The following is a 17,214-nucleotide window of genomic DNA, read 5'->3' on the forward strand; positions in this document are numbered from 1 at the left end:
GGCATCACCCGTGACCTCCTGATCGGCGCCGTCCCTCCGGGAGCCATGGGTGACTGGCGATATCTCGGCGTGTCGTTCCTCGCTGGTCTTGTTACCTTTTACTTCTCGCCCCTCATCGTGCGCCTATCCAACGCGGTGCTGTATTTCGACGCGGCGGGACTAGCCCTGTTCGCCGTCACAGGCTCATCGAAGGCGCTGTCGTTCGGACTCAATCCGGTGATGGCGACAGTACTCGGCGTGGTCACGGGGATCGGCGGTGGCATGATCCGAGACGTGCTGCTCGCCGAGATTCCGACCGTGCTGCGTGCCGATCTCTACGCGGTCGCGGCGCTGGTCGCGGCAGCCATCGTGGTGATCGGTCATATGCTGCAGCTCCCGATCGCCGCGGTGACGACAATCGCGCTGATTTCGTGCTTCCTGCTCCGCGTCATGGCGATCAGGCGCGGTTGGCAACTCCCCGTCGCGAAAGGGGTCGAACGACAAGACCTAGGAATCCGAAAGGAAGACTAGGCTGTAGAGTGGGGCCAGGTGACACCCGGATCCCTTTCACCAGCCGGAGACGCGGTCCGGATTGTCGGGGACAGCCACATCGAGCCGTCGTCGATTAGTCCTACGACGGCACCATGCGCTCGGTCGAGCAATCGTTGTTGCAGCTTCTGCGCACCTATGACGGCATCGACCAGGATACGTTATCCGGGCAGGCACGCTTCGCTGGTCCTTCTATATCCAGCTTGCGCACGGCATGGTGCTCGCCTGCCGCACCGCAGGCGGCGGTTCGCTCGACTCATCGTTTTCGAGCGACAGCAGGCTTGGCTTCAACGTCAATTTCTAGGCCATTCGACTTCAGAAGCCGCAACCTCTAATTTGTTTGTTGGCAAGCCGGAAATGACCGCCTACCGCAACGAAATCGACGTCCAGACACAGGCTTCCGTGGCGAAATTTACCCAAGCCATCGCAGCGCAGGTATTCGAGGTTAATGCGCCAGCGCTTGTCGGACGGAAGGTACGTTGCAAAGTCATGCTGCGCCTGGGCCGGCCCCTTGCAAATTCCAGAGATGTATTGTCGCACTTCAAGGGGAAGAACGCTGATGTGCTCAGGATTCCAGGCGTCGTCTTTGACCGGAGAACTGCCCTTGGAAACGACGGGAATGCACTACTAAGCAGAACGCAAATAGCCAATAACACGGTCCGGATGGTCATTCGGCCCTCCCATTCTAGAGTGCCACGCCTTACTCATATCAAGTTGCTCGCCGCCACAATAGTGCGCTTCTGCCATCAGCGAAGCTGCGCCGCCTCTGAGAAGCGTCCGCTCATCGCATCAGAGCGGACCAATTTTGCTCGACCTGAGTTCTTCGAATTTTGACCCCGGACGGACTTGGTCACCGAATACGATCGCATTCTTTCAGCATAACGGTAAACCGTGATCACAACGATGGCCGGGTTGCAATAAGGAGGCCAACGAAACCAAAGGTGTTCGCATCCTTGGTGCAAGTGAGAACCAATGTCGCGACTACAACTGATATAGCGACCATTCCTAGCAAAGACCCTTACATTCATAACTTGTCCCTCAAGGACTCAAGGAGGGTTGGATTTCGGCCACCAGCGATGTCCTGCCCCAACCATTTCTTGTCTTTGCGGTCGTCATAGGCAATGGCACCGTCAGGGTAACATTTGCAGGTGCAGTAATACGCGGGGTCAAAGCCGCGCCGATTCAAACCAAGCAGCGAACCACACTTGGTTTCTCAAGAGGCCTTGGCTGGCTTGATCGACAACGTGGAGAGCAGCTCGGAAGCTTCCTGGAAATCCGAGCCGGCCCGATGTTCAGGGACCCTCGCGAGGATCGGCGACAGGATCTCTTGAGCACCGGCTAAGCTGTCGCCATCAGCAACAAGCCGGGCCAGGTCACGGCTGGCCCGCAGCAGATATAATCCCGCGTCTTGCCGGTGCGCGATCTCCACGGCCGCCTCGAACGAATGACGCGCCTCATCCTGACGCCCCTGCCGCAGAAGCACGCGGCCGGCGAGCCTTCTCAGATCCGCAAGAGCGAAGGCATCGCCATGCTTCTCGGACATGTCGATCCCCTTGCGCACGGCTTCCTCAGCGCTCTCGACATTGCCAACACAGAGCGCCGCCTCGCCGAGATAGGACAACCACGTCGGGATATGAAGCGCGGCGCCAGTCTTCTTCCAGCTTTGGATACCTTCCTCTAGCTGCGTAACGCCCTCCGGGTTGCCGTCGAGACAGGCCCGTGAAGCGCCGTGAAGAATCTCGTGCGCGGCGGACCAAAAAACCAAACCGTGCTCGGAGCAATAGTCGATCTGCTCCCGCATGAGGGTGACACAGGACCGGTAGTCACGACGGAGTATAAAGACCATGCCGACCACGCCCGAAGCGAAAGCTACCATGAGGGGAAAATTCAAGGTCTTGGCCAACGACAGCGCCGACTGTGCCGAGGCAAGGCCCGTGTCGGCATAACCTCGAACCGCGAGTGACAGCCCCTTGTACTGCAACGCGACGACGTGCGGCTCCTCGCCGTGATGCGCAAAGCACGACCCAATTGGCGCCTGGCGGCCGTGGCTCATGACTTGCTCGAACGCTTCGATCGCGCGTACAAATTCGCCTTTGCTCATAAGGGTCGAGCCCAAAGCCCGAAACGCCAGGCTGCTTTTCTCTGCGCTCGGATCCTCCTTCCCAATGGCACACAAGCGCTCGGCAATCGCCAAGGCGCGATCGAGTTGGCCCCGGTCGTACAGGTAGTGCCACTGCCCGCGCTCGCTCGTAAATTCAGCCTCCCTGTCTGACAAGGACTCGGCGAGCCGGCTGGCCTCCTGGTAATTTCGGTCGACCTCGTCCGACGCGTAGCCGCGCGCTGCGAGCAGCGCCGGGCCCAACGAGAGCCGGAACCCCAGTTCTTGCCGATTGCGTTCCTCACCAGGCGGCAGCTCCGCCATCAGGTTCAGGCCGTTTACGTAGCTCAGGGCGGCCTCCTGGTTGGCAAAGCGCCGCATCGCCCGATTTCCGGCGCGACTCCACCATTCGATTGCTATCTTCGGCAATCCCGCCCGGGTAAAGTGATGCGCCACGAGGCCCGGCTCGCGTTCGGCTCGCTCCGGAAAGCGGTCGCGAAGGCTTTCAGCGATCCGTTGATGCATCTGCTGCCGGCGATTCTTGAGGAGAGAGCCATAGGCCGTTTCCTGGACAAGTGCGTGCTTGAACGCATAGGTCACTTCGGACGGCGCTCCGTGCCGAAAGATAAGCCCTGCAGCCACTAGCTGGCCAAGCGCATCCTGAAGCGCAACGCCTTGAACCGGCGACGCTACTTCTAGAAGATCAAAGGAGAACTCACGGCCGATCGTCGCGCCGATTTGTGCAATTTCCTTGATCGGAGCCAAACGATCGAGCCGTGCCATCAACGAGTCCTGAAGGGTCGATGGAATCGCGAGCGGCGTAAGCACGGAGGTCAGCACATAGGCGCCGTTGGCTTCGCGAAGAAGTCCGGACTCGAGCACGGTCTTTGTCAGTTCCTCGACAAAAAGCGGGACGCCATCCGTCTTCGCAACGATCTGCTCCAGAACTTCCGCCGGCAGCGCCTTGCCGCCGGTGAGGCGATCTATTAGGGCAAGGGCGTGTCGCCGTCCTAAGCGGCTCAATGCCAGCGAATGGACATGGGCTTGACCAAGCCACGGGGCGACGAATTCCGGGCGAAATGTGATGATCAGCAGCGCTCGCAGGCCGGGCGTCCTGTCGACCAGACGATTGAACACTTCGAGCGACGACGGGTCGATCCAATGCGCGTCTTCGAGCAGCACGAGCATCGGTGCCTCTCTGGTCAGACCTTCAAGAAGCGCGAGCAATACACTGATCAAACGCTCTTTCTGTTCAGGAGGCGTCATCTCAAGCTCGACATAGCGGCCTTCGAGCGGAACCGAACATAGCGACGCCACAAGCGGAACGACCTCCTTCGGCTCGAGCCGCGAACGGCGGGCCATTGTCTCCAGCTTCTCAAGTCGCACCTCGGAAGACTCTGCGCTCGCAAGTTCGGCGGTCCGCCAGATCTGGCTGACAATCGGGTAGAATGCATCGTTGATGTGGTGGGGAGAACATTGATAGCGGATCGCTAGATGTGGTTCCTCGGCGATGCGTTCGAGCAGCGTGGCCAAGATGCGTGACTTGCCGATCCCCGCCTCCCCCGAAAGCAAGGTGACCTTGCCTTCGCCCGAACACGCGTCCCGCCATCGCTCGATGAGCAGCGCGACTTCGGGCTCACGTCCGATGAACGGCGTCATGGGGCTGGATCGGGACGCTTCGAACCGGGTCTCTGTCTCGGCTTCGCGCAACACCGCCCAGGCGCGGACGGGCGCATCGAACCCTTTGACATCGTTCAGCTCGATCGGCTTCAGCTCGAAGGCGTCGCCGAGCAAACGACGCGTTTGGTCGGCGATCAGGATGCCGCCGACCCCGGCGCAGATCTGCAGGCGCGCCGCCAGATTGGGGGTGTCGCCAATGACGGCCTGCTCCTGTGCAGATCCTTGACCGACGAGGTCTCCAACCACGACGATTCCCGTCGCGACGCCGATGCGCGTCTTCAATGCTTCTCCACCGCACGTCTGAAGCCTGGCGACTGCATCGGCAAGATCGATCCCGGCCCGCACAGCTCGTTCGGCGTCATCCTCGTGGGCGCGAGGAAAGCCAAAATATGCGAGTACACCATCGCCCATAAATTTCGCGACGAAGCCGTCGTACCGCGCGATCACGCCTGAGCAGACGTCCTGGTAATCCCGAATGATTTCACGCATGTCTTCGGGATCGAGGCGAGTTGACATGGCGGTCGATCCGGCCAGGTCGCAGAACAAGACCGTCAACTGGCGGCGCTCTGCCGTGGCCTCGACCGCATCTGGGATGAGAGGCCGGCCCTCGGCTTTCGCCTCTGGCGGGGAATCCGTGACCGCCCCTGACAGCTCCGTGATCGCAGTCAGAATCTTGCGGCGGTGCCCGACAGAAGTTACTCCGATGTCCTTCAGATCGTCAGCCGTCAGGCTTCGAAGAATACTGTCATCGATTTCATTATCGCGAAAGGCAACTTCGTATTGTCCGAGCCCGATGCTTCGCAGCCAATCGCCAATATCCATGGTCATGCCCTCGCAATGCTATGCAGACGCTGACCTATTGCTCCTCCGCTCTCATAGCAAAGTTCGATGTCCCGCGAGGCGGACGATCTCCCGCACCAGAAGATCGAGATCAGAACGCCGTGTGCGATGGTTGTTGATCGCAACTCTCAAAGAGTGCTTTCCACGGACGGTCGTGTCCGAGATGGCCGCAATGCCGTCCTCTTGCAGCCGCATCATGATTTCGAGGTTTAGACCCTTTAAGGCCTTTTCGCCGAGGGCCGGCGCACGATAGCGGAAGCAAACGATATTGATGGAGGTTCGTGCGACAATCTCGAGGCACGGCTCCGAGGCGATCAAACCGTCGAGGTAATGAGCTTGGGCGATATTCTGATCGATGAGCCGCCCGAATTTCTCGGCACCATGCTCCTTTAGAGCCATCCAGACTTTGAGCGCGCGAAACCCGCGGCTCGTCTGCAAGCCATACTCGTGGAGCCACCGTGCGGATGCAATTCCACGCGGAGTTTTTTCGAGATATTCCTGGTCCATCGAGAAGCTCGACACATGGGCGGCGGCGTCGCGGACCACTACGCACCCGACCTCGAACGGCGCATGCAGCCACTTGTGGGGATCGAGTGCGACGGAATCGGCGCGCTCCAAGCCGCGAACACGATGGGCATTGTCCGGCGCTATGGCGATAAGAGCGCCGATGCAGCCGTCGACGTGGAACCACAGGTTCTCCTGTGCCGCGAGGTCGGCGAGCGCTTCAAGATCATCGATCGCGCCGGTGTTGACGGTCCCTGCGGTCCCGATCACGCAGGCTGGCTGAAAGCCGGCGGCGCGGTCTCGCTCGATTGCGATAGCGAGTGCGCCGAGGTCGATGCGCAGATCATCGCCAGTTGGGATACGTCGAAGCGCGCAGTTTCCAAGCCCCATCGCTTCGATAGCCTTGCGGTGGCAGCTGTGGATCTGGTCGGATGCATAAAATCGGAGCGGCCGCTCGGTTGCTCCAACGCCGTGCTCACGCACGTCGATGCCCGCCTTGACATTGCGCGCGACGATCAAGGCGATAATGTTGGCCATTGATCCGCCGCTTACCAAAGTGCCGCTCGCCGAAGCCGGGAAGCCGATCATCTCCTTGCACCAGTCGACGACCTGCTCGTCGACAAGTGCTGCGGCGTGATTACCACCGCCCAGGTTGGACCCTTGAACCGCAGCCAGAAAGTCAGCCAGCGCTCCGGTGAAGTTACTCGCCCCCATGTACCAGGCCCAGAAGCGTGGATGGATGTTGCCCATTGGATAGGGCATCAACGTTTCGGAGACCTCGCGGTAGACCTCGGAGAGCGGCGTGGGGGAATGCGGCAGAGGCGACTTGAACGTCTTTCTGACCTCGCTTGGCATGTCTCGCCAGACTGGACGATCGCGAACGTCTCGGAGATAAGCGATCGCGTCGTCGACGGCGCGGTGTGCCACGGATTGCGCATCGGTCCAGTCCTTCGGATCGAGCGTTTCTTCCAGGGATGTGCCCGCTCGCTGGGATTGGTGTCGCATCGCTGGAGTCTCAGGCGGCCGCGACCGCGAACTGGCAACTCGGGGTCGATCGAGACAAAGCGAGCTCTTCCTCGTTCATGTCCTCCTCGATTGTGTCGAACAGTGGCGTGCTGAGGTAACGCTCTCCAGTGTCCGGCAACATGCACAGGATGACCGAACCGGCCGCCGCTCGTTCCGCAATGCGGCGCGCGACCGCGAACGTTGATCCGCCGGAAATGCCTGTGAAGATGCCTTCCCTCTGGGCGAGCTGCCTTGTCCAAGCCATGCCTTCGGCGCCCGCGATTGGCACGATTTCGTCGCAGAAGCCCGAATCGATGGCCTCTTGGAGGACGGCGGGGATGAAATCCGGCGTCCAGCCCTGGATTGGATGCGGTTCCCATGCCGGATGACTTGCAGCAGGCGCCCCGCCGGCGGCGCGTTGCTGAGCGGCGCCGTTGCCGACCAGTTGGGCGTTCGCGGGTTCACAGAGGATAATGCGTGTCTCCGGCCGCTCACGCCTGAGCACGCGGGCGACGCCGGTGATCGTTCCGCCCGTTCCGTATCCGGTGACGAAGACGTCCAGCCGCTGACCGGTAAAATCATTGATGATTTCTCGTGCAGTCGTGCTCTCGTGGATATCGGCGTTAGCCTTGGTCTCGAACTGCCGAGCGAGGAACCAGCCGTGGGTCTCCGCCAGCTCAACCGCCTTCTGATACATGCCGAAGCCCTTCTGCGCCCGAGGGGTCAGCACCACTTTGGCGCCCAACATGCGCATGAGCTTGCGCCGTTCGACGGAAAAGCTGTCGGCCATGGTCACCACGAGCGGATAGCCCTTCTGAGCACAAACCATGGCGAGCCCGATACCGGTGTTGCCGCTGGTCGCCTCTACCACTGTCTGGCCAGGATCTAGAATGCCGGCGCGCTCGGCTGCCTCGATCACGTTCAGCGCGAGCCGATCCTTGACTGACGACGCCGGGTTGAAGAATTCCGCCTTGGTGTAAATCGTCCTGCCCTCGACTCCGAGATTATTGACCCTGATCACCGGGGTATCGCCGACCGTATCGAGGACGCTGTCGAAAAGGCGGCCACGGCCCTGTGTGCTTCTGATGGTTGCTGCGGTCAGCATGGTTGTCCTCCCGTCTGCCCGGCGAGACATCCGGTGCAATGCCAGATGCGGTCGAATAAATTCAATGATACAAGCATTTGGGAGCCGCGTCCGTTGGAGCGACCGTGGAAATGGCCATGGAATCGAAATCCCCGGGATGCCATGCCCACCCCGTCGGCGTTCGGCTTCGGATGCTGGGGCCGCTGGCGATTGAACGGGATGGCGCGCCGCTGGTATTGCCGGCCTCACGGAAAACGTGCGGCCTTCTCGGCTATCTCGCCCTCACACAACGCCCAACGCAACGTGGCCGGCTGTGCGAGTTGCTTTGGGACGAGGCTGCCAATGACCCGAGAGGAGAGCTTCGTTGGTGCCTCAGCAAGCTGAGGAGCCTTCTCGGCGACTCCCACAGCAATATGGTCGTCACGTCCGTGGATACGGTCGCGCTGCGACTGGACGGCTGGTTAGTGGACGCGATCGAAGTCGCTTCCGCCATGGAACAGGGGGTCGAGACGCTCACGGTGGACCAGCTGCAATCCCTCTCAGAGCACTACAGCGGCGAACTGCTCGAAGGGCTTGCGATCGAACGCTGTCCCGAATTCAACGTCTGGCTTACCTCACAGCAAAGCCGATACGCGGCATTTCGCGCGGCGCTTCTTCAAAGGCTGGCCGAGAGCCTGCCTGCGCATTCCAGCGAGGGATTCGCGGCGGTCCAAAAATGGGTCGAGATTGCCCCATTCGACGACAAGGCGCAGACTGAACTTCTGCGCCGCCTCGCCGAGCGCGGCCGGATTGATGCATGCAAGCGCCAGCTAAATGTCGCGGCTCGACTCTACGAGGCTGAGGCTCTCGATTTTGAGCCCGTCCGCAAGGCTTGGCTGAAAGTATGCGAAGCGCTGCATGCAGGAGCTCCAGGCAGCGCCGCCGTGGTGCAATTGGCAACTCCCGGACCTCGCGCTGATGCCGCAGCCCAGTCGAGAGCGACGTGCCGCCCCTCACTGGCGGTGATGCCCTTCCATGCGTTGCCAGACCGGCGGGAGGGCGCCGGCGAGGCGGCCGACGGCCTCACGCACGACATCATTACGCGGCTCGCCAAGCTGCGGAGTTTCTTCGTCATCGCCGAGGGATCTGTCTTCGCCCTCGGCCCTCGACGAGTCGGGCCGGAAGATGCCGGCCGTCGGCTCGACGTCGATTATGTGGCCACCGGATCGGTGCGCCGTCGGCCGAACCGGCTCGGCGTGAGCGTAGAGTTGATCGAAACCGCTACGGCAAGAATTCTCTGGGCCGACGATTTCGATCGCAAGCAGGATGCTGTGTTTTCGGTCATCGACGACATCGGCAATCGAATCGTTGCGTCGATTGCGAGCGAGATTGAAGCAGTCGAGCGCAACCGCGCGGTGCTGAAGCCGCCCGACTCGCTCGATGCCTGGCAGGCCTATCACCGCGGCCTTTGGCATATGTACCGCTTCACACAAACGGAGAACGACGCCGCCCGACGTTTTTTCGAGATGGCCGTTGGACTCGATCCGACCTTCGCTCGCGCTCATGCAGGTCTTTCGTTTACCCATTGGCAAAGCGCGTTTCAGCAGTGGGACGATCGAAAATCACACACTAGCCACGCTTTAGAGGCTGCCGGGCGCGCCCTCATTGTCGACGAACACGATCCCGCCGCGCATTGGGCAATGGGCCGAGCCCTCTGGCTAATCGGTCGACATGACGAGGCTATCGGCGAGTTGCGGCAGACGGTGGACCTTAGTCCGAATTTCGCGCTCGGCCATTACACCCTGGCTTTCGTCCATTCGCAGTCGCGCGATCCGCTTGCCGCGATCGAGGCCGCTGACCAATCACGCGTTCTAAGCCCCTTCGATCCGCTCATGTTCGGCATGCTGGCAAGCAAGGGGATAGCCTACATGCGACTGGGCCGGTTCGATGAGGCTGCGGCCTGGTCGGTCAAGGCGGCGATGCAGCCGAACGCCCATATCTTTATCCTTGCGACCGCCGCCTTCTGTCAGGTGCTTGCTGGCAGGATCGAGGAAGCCGGTGTGTTTGTCCGGGCAATCCGCGCTGCGCGGCCTCGGTTTAATGTCGACGAGTATTTGAACGCCTTCCAGTTCTCCGCCGAAACTGCGGGCCTTTTCCGCCAGGCTGCGGGAAAAATCGGCATGGCGTAACGCCCATTGCGATCCGAGCGTCGACAGGCGTTCAATATGGCGTGGCGCGATACCGAACAAGTGACCGCACAACAAGTTGGCGCGACGTCGGCGGGGCGCGGACCCACCACAATCGTCAGGCGGCTTCCTTGCCTACAAGGGCGCATTGGACAGCCCACGCAACCACGCATGCTTGTTCTCAGGAAGCCCACCCCGGCGCGCCTGATAGAGGGCATCCATCAACTCACAGTAGACGTCGATTTCGCAGTGGTGGCGGCGGTCTTAACATATATGACTCCCAAGACCTGAAAAGGCCGCTATGCTGCTTGGGTTTTCCCGTCTGGGGGCAATTCATGTTCGATACCGCACCGCGCTTTTGCGCGCGGTCCTCGATGAAGTCAGCGAGGGCATTTCGCAGCGCGACATCGGGGCACGCACGCACGTCGCGTCGAAGATCTTGGAAGCCGCTAGCAAGGGGCAAATCTCGCCCGAAGCTCTCCGTCGGTCACCACGCACTCTCTCGCGCGCCGACCATGTGGCGCTAACCGGGCAGGGATCGCGGTGAACTTCCAGGTGACGGTGCTGAAGATTTTGGTGAGTTATCCGGCTGGTTTCGCCGTGATGGCCGACCTCAAGCGCGACATGGCGATTCTGGCGACGAGCGGCCGCGATTGGGCGGAGCGCACCCAGCGGCTCGCTGCCCGCATGCCGGATCTCGACATCTTCTCGCAAGGCTTGGTCGAGCGCGAAAGCGGCGGCTGGAAGATCACCGCGAAGGGGCGGACAGCGCTGGAATTCATGGAGGCTCGCTCTGGGACCGACCAGATATTCGAGGAGCCTTTGCCCGAGGCTGCCGCAGCCCTGGTGTCTGTGCTGCGGCAGCCCGCCGAGCGGGCAAAACGACGGCGCGAACGCTGCGAGCGGCGCCGGGAAGCTCGTGAACGGGCACGGGCCAGCGCATCTTGAGTTCGAAGGTCTCGCAAGGTCGAGGTTGGCCGTCATGACGTCCGCAGCTCCTTGCCGGAGACAAGAGGAACGAAGCGGACCTCCTCGATCCTTTCCTCGACGAATTGACCGTTCGCCTCTCTTGTCAGCTTGGTCAGCCACTGCACACCGTCAGGATCGCCGAGCGGGATGAGAAGTCGTCCCGACGGAGCCAGTTGAGTCTTGAGGATCACGGGCGTCTGTGCGCTGGCGGCCGACACCAGGATCACGTCGAACTCGCCGCCTTCCGGCCATCCTGCGGTCCCGTCGCCATGACGCAGATCCACATTGAGACAGCCGAGATGCCGAAGGCGCGATCGGGCGCGGCGCACCAATGCCTCGTGGCGCTCGATCGCGCAAACCTCTCGCCCGAGCTTGGCGGCGAGTGCCGCCAGATAACCCGAGCCCGCGCCGATCTCCAGAATCCGGTCCGACTTGGCGATCGCGGCGGCCTCGAGCATCCTGGCGACGATGTAGGGCTGAGAAATGGTCTGCCCTTTCGGGATCGGTACCGCGCTGTCTTCGTACGCGGCTTCGGCGAACCGCCGATCAAGGAAGACTTCGCGCGGCACCTGCCGCATCGCCAGCAGGACCTGCCTGCTGCAAATGCCGCGGCTGGCAATTTGCACGTCGACCATCGCATCGCGGAGGAAGCGGGACCTCCTGGACCGTCTGCTCTCCTTGATCCCGCGCATAACCTCTCCAGGCATGGACGATCCGCTGCAGCAGATGGGAAAACTCGGAGGCGAGCGACTTGCTCCTTGGCGAGATGGTTCGCTGACGGGGCCGATTTCCCCGGATGACCAAATTGCGAATCTGCAGTCAGGAACGTGCTCGCAGCGGGAACGACCGCCTCCCGATCGAATTGATCTTGCGAAAACGAGCGAGGAGAAGCACATGAAATTGCTGTTTACGGCGGCGTTCGTGGCCGCAATGGCGCTGGCTTCGGCCTCCGGCGCGGACGCAAAGGGCTGCATCAAGGGAGCCATCGTCGGTGGTGTCGCGGGCCACATGGCCGGTCACGGTAAGCTTGGCGCTGCGGCGGGATGCGCGATCGGGCATCATGAAGCCAACAAACAAAAGACCCCGAACGATTCGAATGCGCAGGCGCCCTCCGGGCAGAAGTAGCTACCGCCGACCGGGACGTCAGGGACGCGCCGGTGGAAGATTCCCTCCCGGTCCGGGAGCCACGGCGTAGAGCTCGAAGACGGCTCGACCTGTGCAAGCCCGAGACCGAGCTGACGGTCGCCGATGGCGGGCGGCGGCGGGAGGTGCGGGTCGAGTCCCTCGGCGAGAGTTGGCCCGCGACATACAAAAAAGGATGCGCCGAAGGACGGCTGACGCACGGGCACCTGCGCAGGAGCCGTGCCCCGCCCTAAGGAAAGCGGGCTGGAAACTGCAATGGAAGACGAGAAGACCCGATTACTTGCCGAGGCCCAGAGGTGCAGGCGCTTGGCTGCTTCCATCACCGATCCTGAGGTGATCGAGCGGCTCACCGCAATGGCGGAAGAATACGAACGCCGAGCCAGTGCTTCGTCCGATCGGAAGGACGGAAAACCTTGAGTAAGGCCTCCGCTCAGAGGCGCGGTCGGGCGCCCCTGCTGCGAGGCTCACGAACAAAACAGTCCCGCGTCGCTTCTTTGCCGCCTTCTGGAAGACCCGTATAGCCCATCCAGCGCAAATCGTCGCGTTCAATACCGCCGAGCGCTGGTCGCGCGACGTGACGGTATTGCAAGGAAGGGAACGGATACCGGCGATGCCGGTTTCACAGATGCCTGCGCGCGTTGCTATCGCCTCCGCGAATGACCGCACATAGCCGGTTCGGGTCCACGCAGTTTGGTTCCTGTCATGAGCAAGAAAGATCCTATCGACCGGGTCTGGGACATCATCGGAACGGTCGGTGTGTGCATGCTGACCACGCAATTCGGCGGCGGGCTACGCGCGCGACCGCTAGAAGCGAGACCCGACCGCGATGCCGGTGTGATCTTCTTCGTTACGGACATTCATAGTCCCAAGGAGGATGAAATCGAAGCTGCGCCTGACGTCGGTCTCGTCTTCATCAATTCCAGCAGCAACGTCTATCTATCGATCACCGGCCGCGCCTCGGTTGTGCGCGATGCCGAAAGGACCAAGGTGGTGTGGCGCAGGACCGACGAGGTATGGTGGCCCGGCGGCCCCGACGATCCTGACGTATGTTTGTTGCGCGTAGAGCCTGTCACCGCAGAATTGTGGGACGGGCCGGCGAGCTCCGCCGTGGTGGCATTTGAGCTTGCCAAGGCCAGGTTGACCGGCCAGCAGCCGAATCTCGGCGAAAACCGTAAAGTGACGGTCAAGATGTAAGAAGGCCGCAGGGCCAGTGAATTCGACTTCCTAAAATCTCGTCCCGATTGTTGGGTAGCTTCCGGGATATGACGCGACGCCGTCGGCGGCTTCGTGCTGGCGCTGATGGTGGTTGTCCATCGTCTTCGCATTTCTGGCGGAAGAGGGCTCGTGGCGACCACAAAAGCGGGTGCGGAAAGCTCTCAAGGCCGAGGGGCCCCTCAGAGTATAAAGTCGTGATACTGCCACGAGAGGCACGCCCGCGTGGAGAGCGAGCCCGGCTTCGGGCCCATAGTGTCTCCGCGACCTGAGCGGCAGGTTCGGTTAAGCTCATAGAAAATGAACAAAGCCGGTTGCGATACGTCCACGGGCAGTGAGCCCCTCTAACATGGATTAAGGGATTGCCATTTTTTCCCGGTATGTTGTAAATAGAGTCTTCGTGTGAGGATTTCGAGAGAATAGGCTCAGTTCAGTTCCAGATTTCGGAAATACCTTTGCAAAATTTCTGGGGGACATTGCGATGGCAAGGCCTTCGGTTTCCCGTGAAGCCTTTCGAGGGTTGTTCGCTTTTTATGCGGCCAAGGCCCACCATGATCATAACGGTGTGGCTGAAGGCCGGCTCCTCAAGCTGTTCGGATCGAGCGAACACATCCCCGACGGGCTGTTGGAGTTGTGGTCATCGCGGACCGAGCTGATTGGCCCTGAGGCTGTTGGCAACATAGTGTCACCACTCGCTCATCAGATCCTGGACGGCGGCGCACAATATAACCACGCCAGCGACTTCCTTCATCGACTGTTGCGAGAGCTAGACCGAGACGACCACTAACCGCGATTGCGAGTGGCTGCCGCTGGCGTGTGGAAGGTTTCTGACGGTGTTGCCCCACCGCCAGGATTTTCGTTCGACGCTGCGCGTCGAAAACACTGCGGCACGCCGATCGCGGTCTCAAAGCCTCAACCTCGTCCTAGCTATACATTTGTTCGGCTCGAGGTCTCGCCGCCTGCATGGCGCAACGGTGATCCCACCCCGGTGCAGTGCGCCTCAGAAGTGCAATCTGACCGCGTGCCGAAGCGAGCGGCTCGAACTCAAGATGGAGAGCATTCCCAGCATCATCAGTAGTACGCCCAGCCAAGTTGCCGTCCGGCTCGGCGCCTCGTTACGGGCCTCTGCGGTGGGCATAAGCACGTCGATCGGCATAGTCGGCGGTCCGGACGAAGTCAGTGTGTCGTTGGCCGGCGCGGCCGCGAGAAGTTGCTCAACATCGACTTGATCTTGGCTCGACACCGAGAGCGTGGGCCGGGGGCTGTGCTCGGCGATGATGGTCGCCGACGGCAGAGCGGTGGTCGCACTGACATCGGATCCAGCATCGGCAACGTTGACTTCCGGATGAGTCTGCGCGACCGACATTGAGCGCAGCAACTCCGCGCGCGCATCAAGGATTCCGTTCTGCCTGGGCCGCGCGGTCCCGCTCTCGTCCAAACTGGCGATACTCTCTTTGGTCACGCGCCGACGAACGGCCTTCTTCACCTTCGCGATACCCTCGGTCAGGAACCAGCATTTGCGATGCCCGTCCACTCGATAGACCCAATGCTGGCCGTCGGGGGTCGAGTTGCCGGGGCGTCCCACGCATTCCGCTTGTGGAGGAGAGGTCACCGCGGGTGCGGGTTCAGTAGTATTGAAGAGATCCGCAAGAGGATTGGACGACGCAGGCGCGGTCGAAAGAGCTTCAATAAGAACGAAACTGACGAAGTACAATCGCAAATAACCGGACATCGAAAACTCCCGGTGTTGCGCCCCGCCCGCCATGACCATTCGGGCAGACCTGGGCACCTATGCGGCTCAAATCTGGCGGCGTCATGGATTCATTGTGCTCGTGCCACGAGATCCGGCTCCGAATGCAAGGACGAGCCAGCAGCTCGCGGTTGCAAAGGACAGTCGAACGGTCATGGCGACGAGCTGCTGCCGGAGGCCACACATCACGCCGTTGGAGAGCCGATCTACGACTTCAATCGGTATAAGCGCGCGCTCGCTCAGTTTCGGCAGTCTCGTTTGAGGCCAAGCAACGTCGCGCTCGATCGATCTGTGCGTCAGTAGCGCCGTGAGAACGGGCGTACATCTCAGCCACTTGTGCCGAATATTTCGCGACGTAGTATCTGACCTCGCTGCACGAGATGCGCCCCGCGGGCCTGTAGTGACGCGAAGCGAAGGCTTCGGACCCCAGCGGGATCAGCAACAACGCAACAATAGCCACCCGTACGATCATTCTCGGCGTCCCCCGTGCCACTATCTGCTTCGCCAGAGAGCAGGCCTGAATCGCGCACACGACGCAAATTAAGAATCGCGCACTGTTCAAAGGGCTGTGAGACTGTTGCTCCAATGCTTCGGTTGCGCACTGGACAATGAGGTGGAGGTAACGCGATCTGCCGCGAGCTTCCCAACCATGTCGAAGTGGCAAGCTCGGTCATCACCTGAACGCTCTGCGAGCTCGCGACAACTGGCTCCGCCGAAGCGCTCTCATTCGACGGCTCGCCGTGGGGATACGGCTCGTCCTGGTGCCAATCCTTCTCGCCGGAGCGGCTCGTAGGCGACGCTGGACCGTTGTCGCACTCCGCTGCTTTCGCTTGTCTTTCGGATCGGTTTCGCTCCGCAAGTCTGGTCGGCAAAGCTGCAGGTGGCAATCCCCGCGCTCTGCGATCTCGCAGCCGTGGTAGTCCCCTTCTGCCCTTTGGTCGCTGCCCAGCACGCGGGCCGGTCTTATCCCCTGGCAGCCCTTCGCGAGCGACTGCTCTCTTGCACGTGCCGAGTGCGCCGTCTGTTAAGGGTTGGTTTAGTTTCCGGCATGATCATTGGGGACCGCAAGGGACCCGAGCATGCAATTGCACCATGCGAATACCTTGGAAAGGATCGTGACCGTCGCGGATCACGGCAGCGGCGAGGTCGCGACGCGGCCCGTCACTCTCGACCACCTTGATTTCTCGACCTCTACTCGAGATGAGGTCCTCGCGCTTTTGGCGCCAAGCAGTCATTCGATACCCACTAGTTGGCTCGTCCTGGCAGCCTTGGCGGGGGGCTTTGGACTGGGTTGGGCTGCTGCTTGGTATGGTCCTGCAGCTATCTCAGCTCTCAAGCCAATTGCCCAGATGGAAACGGGTTCGCGCCGCATGCCGGACGTAAAGTCAGTCAGTAAGGCTGAAAGCGCCCGAAAGTTTGCATCGGCCGCAATATCAGCCTCGCGGACGCCGCCTGCTTTAGGTCAGCCCTCCACAGTCATCGCTGGCATTGTTCAGAAACCCCTGGCTAAACCGTCGAGTGGAACGCAATCGGCGGAAGCTTCAAGCCTGGCTTCTCCGTCTCTCGACGCGGACGTGTCTGTGACTGGCTCGCTCGCGCCTGCGGGGCCGCTCCTGTCGGTCCCCGAAACAAGACCAGCGACCATTGCGGGTTGGGCAGTCCTCGAGGTTCGCGGCGGAACGGCCGTACTCGAAGGGCCCGATGGGATTCGAATGGCGGCACAGGGCGACGTGGTCCCTGGCATCGGACGAATCGACTCTATCGTGCGTTGGGGTAATCGCTGGATAGTTGCGACAGCGACTGGGCTAATCTCGACGCGATAGTCGTGACCGCTTGGACCGAAAAGAAAGCATGGCTCCAGGCCGTCTTTCACCAACTCAGGCCGGGTAGGGGCAGGCGCGACCTTCTTGCGAAAGCCATTCTCGATGTGATCAGTGGCCTGGGGCTCCCATTCATATCCACCCTACCATTCGGGATCGTCGAAGCTGCCATACTCCCGCACGATGTCCCCATCGGACGCCGGTTCTCGCGAACGATCGTTGGAGTGGGCGGCCTCATGGAGATCAAGTGTTTTGGCGCACCCAGACGTACGGACCGCGAGGCAAAGCCGAGGCCGCAGCTTGATGTGATGCGGACGGAACCGTTAACGCACTTCTGCCTCTCGCGCCGACACCGGCAGCATCATCGGCCAACTCCAGCTCTTCAGCCAGTTCGGATGACGCAGGGCGTAGCTTTT

The 17,214-nt window shown here is 61.2% G+C and carries 13 protein-coding genes; 8 read left to right on the plus strand and 5 right to left on the minus strand.

Annotated elements, in window-relative coordinates; all coding sequences use genetic code 11:
- Both ACVWZ4_RS35535 and ACVWZ4_RS35540 read left to right on the plus strand, forming a co-directional pair.
- Positions 1-510 (plus strand): trimeric intracellular cation channel family protein (locus ACVWZ4_RS35535; protein ID WP_456790521.1); only part of this gene is annotated, 510 nt, incomplete at its 5' end.
- Between the two features lie 375 nt (positions 511-885).
- Positions 886-1,362 (plus strand): hypothetical protein, encoded by a 477-nt coding sequence (locus tag ACVWZ4_RS35540; protein WP_456705465.1) that lies wholly within the window; start codon positions 886-888, stop codon positions 1,360-1,362.
- Between the two features lie 379 nt (positions 1,363-1,741).
- Here the strand turns inward: ACVWZ4_RS35540 and ACVWZ4_RS35545 are convergent, their stop codons facing one another.
- The 3 genes from ACVWZ4_RS35545 to ACVWZ4_RS35555 are packed head-to-tail and all read right to left on the minus strand — an operon-like array spanning position 1,742 to position 7,760.
- A complete protein-coding gene (locus ACVWZ4_RS35545) occupies positions 1,742-5,134 on the minus strand; it encodes an AAA family ATPase (protein ID WP_456705464.1) in 3,393 nt (1,130 codons plus the stop codon).
- Between the two features lie 45 nt (positions 5,135-5,179).
- Positions 5,180-6,655 (minus strand): pyridoxal phosphate-dependent decarboxylase family protein, encoded by a 1,476-nt coding sequence (locus tag ACVWZ4_RS35550; protein WP_456705463.1) that lies wholly within the window; start codon positions 6,653-6,655, stop codon positions 5,180-5,182.
- 10 nt (positions 6,656-6,665) lie between these two features.
- Positions 6,666-7,760 (minus strand): PLP-dependent cysteine synthase family protein, encoded by a 1,095-nt coding sequence (locus tag ACVWZ4_RS35555; protein WP_456705462.1) that lies wholly within the window; start codon positions 7,758-7,760, stop codon positions 6,666-6,668.
- Positions 7,761-7,876: 116 nt separating this feature from the next.
- Between ACVWZ4_RS35555 and ACVWZ4_RS35560 the strand changes: the two genes are divergently transcribed.
- Both ACVWZ4_RS35560 and ACVWZ4_RS35565 read left to right on the plus strand, forming a co-directional pair.
- Entirely contained in the window at positions 7,877-9,907 is a 2,031-nt protein-coding gene (locus tag ACVWZ4_RS35560) for a transcriptional regulator (RefSeq protein ID WP_456705461.1), read from the plus strand.
- A gap of 540 nt (positions 9,908-10,447) precedes the next feature.
- The gene (locus ACVWZ4_RS35565; protein WP_456705460.1) at positions 10,448-10,852 is read left to right on the plus strand and encodes a hypothetical protein; all 405 of its coding nucleotides are present in this window, start codon (positions 10,448-10,450) and stop codon (positions 10,850-10,852) included.
- Between the two features lie 32 nt (positions 10,853-10,884).
- On the opposite strand, the gene ACVWZ4_RS35570 is transcribed toward ACVWZ4_RS35565, so the two are convergent.
- Positions 10,885-11,565, minus strand: a complete 681-nt coding sequence (locus tag ACVWZ4_RS35570; RefSeq protein ID WP_456705459.1) for a protein-L-isoaspartate(D-aspartate) O-methyltransferase — start codon at positions 11,563-11,565, stop codon at positions 10,885-10,887.
- A gap of 202 nt (positions 11,566-11,767) precedes the next feature.
- On the opposite strand from ACVWZ4_RS35570, the gene ACVWZ4_RS35575 reads away from it, so the two are divergent.
- The 4 genes from ACVWZ4_RS35575 to ACVWZ4_RS35590 all read left to right on the plus strand — a co-directional run bounded on the left by ACVWZ4_RS35575 (position 11,768) and on the right by ACVWZ4_RS35590 (position 14,015).
- Positions 11,768-11,998 carry a hypothetical protein gene (locus ACVWZ4_RS35575; protein WP_456705546.1) on the plus strand — a complete coding sequence of 77 codons (231 nt, stop codon included), beginning with the start codon at positions 11,768-11,770 and terminating at the stop codon, positions 11,996-11,998.
- Positions 11,999-12,271: 273 nt separating this feature from the next.
- Entirely contained in the window at positions 12,272-12,433 is a 162-nt protein-coding gene (locus tag ACVWZ4_RS35580; protein ID WP_456705458.1) for a hypothetical protein, read from the plus strand.
- Positions 12,434-12,718: 285 nt separating this feature from the next.
- Positions 12,719-13,210, plus strand: a complete 492-nt coding sequence (locus ACVWZ4_RS35585; RefSeq protein ID WP_456705457.1) for a pyridoxamine 5'-phosphate oxidase family protein — start codon at positions 12,719-12,721, stop codon at positions 13,208-13,210.
- 499 nt (positions 13,211-13,709) lie between these two features.
- Positions 13,710-14,015, plus strand: a complete 306-nt coding sequence (locus ACVWZ4_RS35590) for a hypothetical protein (RefSeq protein WP_456705456.1) — start codon at positions 13,710-13,712, stop codon at positions 14,013-14,015.
- 213 nt (positions 14,016-14,228) lie between these two features.
- Here the strand turns inward: ACVWZ4_RS35590 and ACVWZ4_RS35595 are convergent, their stop codons facing one another.
- Complete coding sequence (locus tag ACVWZ4_RS35595) at positions 14,229-14,960, minus strand: hypothetical protein (protein WP_456763843.1); 732 nt, start codon at positions 14,958-14,960, stop codon at positions 14,229-14,231.
- Between the last annotated feature and the right edge of the window lie 2,254 nt (positions 14,961-17,214).

The sequence above is a fragment of the Bradyrhizobium sp. USDA 4472 genome (assembly GCF_054058595.1).

Excerpts from the sequence above, each read along its gene's own strand:
- ACVWZ4_RS35540 (WP_456705465.1), top strand. The coding sequence starts at position 886 with ATGACCGCCTACCGCAACGAAATCGACGTCCAGACACAGGCTTCCGTG.
- ACVWZ4_RS35545 (WP_456705464.1), bottom strand. The coding sequence starts at position 5,134 with ATGACCATGGATATTGGCGATTGGCTGCGAAGCATCGGGCTCGGACAA.
- ACVWZ4_RS35550 (WP_456705463.1), bottom strand. The coding sequence starts at position 6,655 with ATGCGACACCAATCCCAGCGAGCGGGCACATCCCTGGAAGAAACGCTC.
- ACVWZ4_RS35555 (WP_456705462.1), bottom strand. The coding sequence starts at position 7,760 with ATGCTGACCGCAGCAACCATCAGAAGCACACAGGGCCGTGGCCGCCTT.
- ACVWZ4_RS35560 (WP_456705461.1), top strand. The coding sequence starts at position 7,877 with ATGGAATCGAAATCCCCGGGATGCCATGCCCACCCCGTCGGCGTTCGG.
- ACVWZ4_RS35570 (WP_456705459.1), bottom strand. The coding sequence starts at position 11,565 with ATGCGCGGGATCAAGGAGAGCAGACGGTCCAGGAGGTCCCGCTTCCTC.
- ACVWZ4_RS35575 (WP_456705546.1), top strand. The coding sequence starts at position 11,768 with ATGAAATTGCTGTTTACGGCGGCGTTCGTGGCCGCAATGGCGCTGGCT.
- ACVWZ4_RS35580 (WP_456705458.1), top strand. The coding sequence starts at position 12,272 with ATGGAAGACGAGAAGACCCGATTACTTGCCGAGGCCCAGAGGTGCAGG.
- ACVWZ4_RS35585 (WP_456705457.1), top strand. The coding sequence starts at position 12,719 with ATGAGCAAGAAAGATCCTATCGACCGGGTCTGGGACATCATCGGAACG.
- ACVWZ4_RS35590 (WP_456705456.1), top strand. The coding sequence starts at position 13,710 with ATGGCAAGGCCTTCGGTTTCCCGTGAAGCCTTTCGAGGGTTGTTCGCT.
- ACVWZ4_RS35595 (WP_456763843.1), bottom strand. The coding sequence starts at position 14,960 with ATGTCCGGTTATTTGCGATTGTACTTCGTCAGTTTCGTTCTTATTGAA.